Here is a 6,158-nt window from a genome sequence, read left to right on the forward strand (position 1 = left end):
GAACCTGGCGGCGGTGGAAGCGCTCAGCGAGAAGTTCGGCAACCTGGATCTGATCTTCGTTGAAAGCGGCGGGGATAACCTGAGCGCGACGTTCAGCCCGGAGCTGGCGGATTTGACTATTTACGTGATCGACGTGGCCGAAGGGGAAAAAATCCCGCGCAAGGGCGGGCCGGGGATCACCAAATCCGATTTTCTGGTGATCAACAAAACCGATCTCGCGCCGTACGTCGGCGCCTCGCTGGAGGTGATGGAGCGCGATACCAACCGCATGCGCGGCGATCGTCCGTGGACGTTTACCAACCTGAAGGCGGGTGACGGCCTGGGGACGATTATTGCGTTTCTGGAAGAGAAAGGGATGCTGCGGGTGTAGTGCGGTTTGTTGCCCGGTGGCGCTGCGCTTACCGGGCCTACAAAACCGTAAGCCGGGCAAACGAAGTGCCGCCCGGCAAAAAAACTCACGCCTCAGGCAGTTCCGCCAGCGGCCAGCGCGGACGCACGGACACGCTCAGGTCAGACGTTGCGCCAGCGTTCAGGCGCACCATACCCGCGTAGGCGATCATCGCCCCGTTATCGGTGCAGAATTCCGGACGCGCGTAGAACACTTCTCCGCGACGCTTTTGCATCATCTCGGCGAGCTTCGCGCGCAGCGTGCGGTTGGCGCTGACGCCGCCCGCCATCACCAGACGCTTGAAGCCGGTCTGATCCAGCGCGCGCTTGCACTTGATCATCAGCGTATCCACCACCGCGTCTTCAAACGCGCGGGCGATATCGGCGCGGGTCTGATCGCTGTCGTCGTTATTGCGGATCGTGTTGGCCGCGAAGGTTTTCAGCCCGGAGAAGCTGAAGTCCAGCCCCGGACGGTCGGTCATCGGACGCGGGAAGACAAAGCGCCCTTCCGTTCCCTGCGCCGCCATTTTGGACAGCATCGGGCCGCCTGGGTAATCGAGTCCCAGCAGCTTGGCGGTTTTGTCGAACGCTTCACCGGCGGCATCGTCGATCGACTCGCCCAGCAGCTCGTACTTGCCAATGCCCGTGACGCTAATCAACTGCGTATGGCCGCCGGAGACCAGCAGCGCCACAAACGGGAATTCAGGCGGATTCTCTTCCAGCATCGGCGCCAGAAGGTGCCCTTCCATATGGTGAACCGGGATCGCCGGCACATCCCACGCGAAGGCCAGCGAACGGCCAACCGTTGCGCCAACCAGCAGCGCGCCGACCAGGCCCGGGCCTGCGGTATACGCCACTGCATCAATCTCTTTTGCCGTTAATCCTGCTTCTTTCAGCGCCGCCTGAATCAGGGGAACCGTTTTACGCACGTGGTCACGAGAGGCCAGTTCAGGCACGACGCCGCCGTAGTCAGCGTGCAATTTCACCTGACTATACAGTTGGTTGGCCAGAAGCCCTTTTTCGTCGTCGTAAATGGCGATGCCGGTTTCATCGCAGGATGTTTCAATACCCAGTACACGCATGACTTGTTTTACCTCGTTTCAATACCGCGCAGTGTAGAGCCTGGGCGGGTTGATGTAAAACTTTGTTCGCCCCAGGAAGAAGGCTCGTGTATACTCCTCACCCTTATTAAAGTCCCTTTCAAAATCGCATCGGTGCTTTACAAAGCAGCAGCATTTGCAGTAAAATTCCGCACCATTTTGAAATAAGCTGGCGTTGATGCCAGCGGCAAACCGAATTTATTAAAGGTGAGAGTTACATGCCGGTAATTAAAGTACGTGAAAACGAGCCGTTCGACGTAGCACTGCGTCGCTTCAAACGTTCATGCGAGAAAGCAGGTGTTCTGGCTGAAGTTCGTCGTCGTGAGTTTTATGAAAAACCAACGACCGAACGTAAGCGCGCTAAAGCTTCCGCTGTGAAACGTCACGCGAAGAAACTGGCTCGCGAAAACGCACGCCGTACTCGTCTGTACTAATTGGTTGAGGGCCTCAGCCCTCAATTGACAGACAGAGTAATAGTCGTAAGGCCGTGCTTCCGGAAGGAATGCGCGGCTTGTTTTCGTTTATAAGTCGCTTAAAATTTTGGGGCATATGGCCGGAAGAATCCCACGCGTTTTCATCAATGACCTGCTTGCCAGAACCGACATCGTCGATCTCATCGACGCGCGGGTAAAGCTGAAAAAGCAGGGCAAGAACTACCATGCGTGCTGTCCGTTCCATAACGAAAAAACCCCCTCCTTCACCGTAAACGGTGAAAAGCAGTTCTACCATTGCTTCGGCTGTGGCGCACACGGTAATGCCGTTGATTTTTTGATGAACTACGACAAGCTTGAGTTCGTTGAAACCGTCGAAGAGCTGGCGGCGATGCATAACCTTGAAGTGCCGTATGAAGCAGGCAGTGGGCCAAGTCAGATCGAGCGCCATCAACGGCAAACGCTGTATCAACTGATGGATGGCCTGAATTCGTTTTACCAACAGTCTCTTAAGCACTCTGCGGCTGAGCCTGCGCGTCAGTATCTGAACAAGCGCGGACTGAGCGACGATGTCATTGCGCGCTTCGCTATTGGTTACGCCCCGCCCGGCTGGGACAACGTGTTAAAGCGTTTTGGCGGCAATAGCGAAGATCGTAAGTCTCTCATCGATGCAGGCATGCTGGTCACCAACGACCAGGGACGAAGCTACGACCGCTTCCGCGAACGGGTGATGTTCCCAATCCGCGACAAGCGAGGCCGGGTAATTGGTTTTGGTGGTCGCGTGCTGGGTGATGCCCTGCCGAAGTACCTCAACTCCCCGGAAACCGATATTTTCCATAAAGGCCGCCAGCTTTACGGTCTTTATGAGGCGCAGCAGGATAACGCGGAACCTCCGCGTCTTCTGGTCGTCGAAGGCTATATGGACGTCGTGGCACTGGCGCAGTACGACATCAACTACGCGGTTGCGTCGTTAGGAACGTCCACGACAGCGGATCACATTCAACTGCTGTTCCGCGTGACCAACAACGTGATTTGCTGTTACGACGGTGACCGCGCAGGACGCGATGCCGCCTGGCGCGCGCTGGAAACCGCGCTACCCTATATGACCGACGGGCGTCAGCTACGCTTTATGTTTCTGCCCGACGGTGAAGACCCGGATACGCTAGTGCGTAAAGAGGGCAAAGCGGCGTTTGAAGCGCGGATGGAGCAGGCTCAGCCGCTCTCCACGTTTTTGTTTAACAGCCTGATGCCGCAGGTCGATTTGAGTACCCCTGACGGGCGCGCGCAGCTCAGCACGCTGGCGCTGCCGTTAATCAGTCAGGTGCCCGGCGAAACGCTGCGCATCTATCTGCGTCAGGAGTTAGGCAACAAGCTCGGCATTCTGGATGACAGCCAGCTTGAACGTTTAATGCCTAAACAGGCTGAAAACGGCGCGGTTCGCCCCGCGCCTCAGCTAAAACGCACAACCATGCGTATACTGATAGGGTTACTGGTGCAAAACCCCGAACTGGCGCCACAGGTGCCGTCGCTGGCGGGTTTGAACCACGAAAAATTGCCCGGGCTTGGCTTATTTTCAGAACTGGTCAACACGTGTTTATCACAGCCAGGTCTGACCACCGGACAACTTTTAGAACATTATCGCGGCACAAAAGAGGCCGCTACCCTTGAAAAATTGTCGATGTGGGACGATATAGCAGATAAGGATATTGCAGAAAAAACGTTCACCGACTCACTCAACCATATGTTTGATTCGATGCTTGAGCTGCGCCAGGAAGAGTTGATAGCTCGCGAGCGCACACACGGTTTAAGCAGCGAAGAACGCCGGGAGCTCTGGATGATTAACCAGGAACTGGCGAAGAAATAAAGAAATTTAACGGCTTAAGTGCCGAATATCGATCGGGAAGCCCCCGGCAGCCGCACTGAGAGGCAGCGGCAAAAATATAAGTACGCCCTCGCTTTAAAGGTTGGCAGCCCCATCGCCGACACCAATCAAACGAATTAAGTGTGGATACCGTCTTATGGAGCAAAACCCGCAGTCACAGCTGAAACTTCTTGTCCAACGTGGTAAGGAGCAAGGCTATCTGACCTATGCCGAGGTCAATGACCATCTGCCGGAAGATATCGTCGATTCAGATCAAATCGAAGACATCATCCAAATGATCAATGACATGGGCATTCAGGTGATGGAAGAAGCACCGGATGCCGATGATCTGTTGCTGGCTGAAACCTCCAACAACACTGACGAAGATGCGGAAGAAGCTGCTGCACAAGTACTGTCCAGCGTGGAATCTGAAATCGGGCGTACCACTGACCCGGTCCGCATGTACATGCGCGAAATGGGTACCGTTGAACTGTTGACCCGCGAAGGCGAAATTGACATCGCAAAACGCATCGAAGACGGGATCAACCAGGTTCAGTGCTCTGTTGCCGAGTACCCGGAAGCGATTACCTATCTGCTGGAGCAGTACGATCGCGTTGAAGCGGAAGAAGCGCGCCTGTCTGACCTGATCACCGGTTTTGTCGACCCGAACGCTGAAGAAGATATGGCGCCTACCGCCACTCACGTCGGTTCTGAACTGTCTCAGGAAGAGATGGATGATGACGAAGACGAAGATGAGGAAGAGAGCGACGACGACACCGCGGACGATGACAACAGCATCGACCCGGAGCTGGCGCGTGAGAAGTTTGCCGAGCTGCGTACCCAGTACGAAGTGACGCGTGACACCATCAAAGCGAAAGGCCGCAGCCATGCTGCTGCACAGGAAGAGATCCTGAAACTGTCTGAAGTATTCAAACAGTTCCGCCTGGTGCCAAAACAGTTCGACTACCTGGTAAACAGCATGCGCGTGATGATGGATCGCGTACGTACCCAGGAACGCATCATCATGAAGCTGTGTGTTGAGCAGTGCAAAATGCCGAAGAAGAACTTCATCACCCTCTTCACCGGCAACGAAACCAGCGAAACCTGGTTCAACGCGGCTATCGCGATGAACAAGCCATGGTCTGAAAAACTGCACGACGTGAAGGACGATGTGCATCGCGGCCTGCAGAAACTGCATCAGATTGAAGAAGAGACCGGCCTGACCATCGAGCAGGTTAAAGATATCAACCGTCGTATGTCCATCGGTGAAGCGAAAGCCCGCCGTGCGAAGAAAGAGATGGTTGAAGCGAACTTGCGTCTGGTTATCTCTATCGCTAAGAAATACACCAACCGTGGTCTGCAGTTCCTGGATCTGATTCAGGAAGGCAACATCGGTCTGATGAAAGCGGTAGATAAGTTTGAATACCGTCGTGGTTACAAGTTCTCCACCTACGCAACCTGGTGGATCCGTCAGGCGATCACCCGCTCTATCGCGGATCAGGCGCGCACCATCCGTATTCCGGTGCATATGATTGAGACCATCAACAAGCTCAACCGTATTTCCCGCCAGATGCTGCAGGAGATGGGCCGCGAGCCGACGCCGGAAGAGCTGGCCGAGCGCATGCTGATGCCGGAAGACAAGATCCGTAAAGTGCTGAAGATCGCCAAAGAGCCAATCTCCATGGAAACACCAATCGGTGATGATGAAGATTCGCATCTGGGTGATTTCATCGAGGATACCACCCTCGAGCTGCCGCTGGACTCTGCCACCACCGAGAGCCTGCGTGCCGCAACGCACGACGTGCTGGCCGGCCTGACCGCCCGTGAAGCGAAAGTCCTGCGTATGCGTTTCGGTATTGATATGAACACCGACCACACGCTGGAAGAAGTGGGTAAACAGTTCGACGTTACCCGTGAACGTATCCGTCAGATCGAAGCGAAGGCGCTGCGTAAGCTGCGTCACCCAAGCCGCTCTGAAGTGCTGCGTAGCTTCCTGGACGATTAATCCAGGTAAACAGCAAAAAGCTCCCAATCGGGAGCTTTTTTTTTGTTTATTCCTTCTCCCTGTAGGGTGTGGGATCCCCTCAAAATAACTGCTGCACGGACGACCCCCTCTCCCTTGAGGGAGAGGGATGGGGTGAGGGGGAACCTACGGCTGTGGTGGTCATTCCGTTCACTTTATGTTCCTTGCTACTCTGTAACGACATGACCAGTGAACGTGCCAGGGTGGCTCAGTCGCCACCACCCTGGCGACCCGGGCTCCCGGCGGTAAATCGCCGCTTCGCGGTACCCTCAACTTATTCCTTCAGGCTATCGGGTCGGGCATGAGCCTGCATCCCTGCAGGCCACGCCCTCTCGGCGCATCCCTGCGCCTCGCCC

Annotated in this window: 5 protein-coding genes; 4 read left to right on the forward strand and 1 reads right to left on the reverse strand. The window is 55.5% G+C overall.

Going from position 1 to position 6,158, the window contains the following annotated elements:
• Positions 1-370 (forward strand): GTP-binding protein (locus DOU50_RS01450; protein WP_148768600.1); only part of this gene is annotated, 370 nt, incomplete at its 5' end.
• Between the two features lie 85 nt (positions 371-455).
• Here the strand turns inward: DOU50_RS01450 and tsaD are convergent.
• Positions 456-1,469, reverse strand: a complete 1,014-nt coding sequence (gene tsaD, locus DOU50_RS01455; RefSeq protein ID WP_148768601.1) for a tRNA (adenosine(37)-N6)-threonylcarbamoyltransferase complex transferase subunit TsaD — start codon at positions 1,467-1,469, stop codon at positions 456-458.
• Between the two features lie 236 nt (positions 1,470-1,705).
• Here tsaD and rpsU point away from each other — a divergent pair, with 236 nt between their 5' ends.
• The 3 genes from rpsU to rpoD all read left to right on the forward strand — a co-directional run bounded on the left by rpsU (position 1,706) and on the right by rpoD (position 5,784).
• Complete coding sequence (rpsU, locus tag DOU50_RS01460) at positions 1,706-1,921, forward strand: 30S ribosomal protein S21 (RefSeq protein WP_001144069.1); 216 nt, start codon at positions 1,706-1,708, stop codon at positions 1,919-1,921.
• Between the two features lie 115 nt (positions 1,922-2,036).
• Positions 2,037-3,782, forward strand: coding sequence for a DNA primase (gene dnaG, locus DOU50_RS01465; RefSeq protein ID WP_023294585.1), 1,746 nt, complete (start codon positions 2,037-2,039; stop codon positions 3,780-3,782).
• A 154-nt stretch (positions 3,783-3,936) separates the two neighbouring features.
• Positions 3,937-5,784: an RNA polymerase sigma factor RpoD gene (gene rpoD / locus DOU50_RS01470; protein WP_023309228.1), complete on the forward strand. Its 1,848-nt coding sequence runs from the start codon at positions 3,937-3,939 to the stop codon at positions 5,782-5,784.
• The last annotated feature ends 374 nt before the right edge of the window (positions 5,785-6,158 follow it).

The organism is Enterobacter sp. C6, from assembly GCF_008122455.1.
Lineage (GTDB): Bacteria > Pseudomonadota > Gammaproteobacteria > Enterobacterales > Enterobacteriaceae > Enterobacter > Enterobacter pseudoroggenkampii.

What these genes read in the sequence shown, in the direction of transcription:
- tsaD (WP_148768601.1), bottom strand. Translation starts at nt 1,469, where the DNA reads ATGCGTGTACTGGGTATTGAAACATCCTGCGATGAAACCGGCATCGCC.
- dnaG (WP_023294585.1), top strand. Translation starts at nt 2,037, where the DNA reads ATGGCCGGAAGAATCCCACGCGTTTTCATCAATGACCTGCTTGCCAGA.
- rpsU (WP_001144069.1), top strand. Translation starts at nt 1,706, where the DNA reads ATGCCGGTAATTAAAGTACGTGAAAACGAGCCGTTCGACGTAGCACTG.
- rpoD (WP_023309228.1), top strand. Translation starts at nt 3,937, where the DNA reads ATGGAGCAAAACCCGCAGTCACAGCTGAAACTTCTTGTCCAACGTGGT.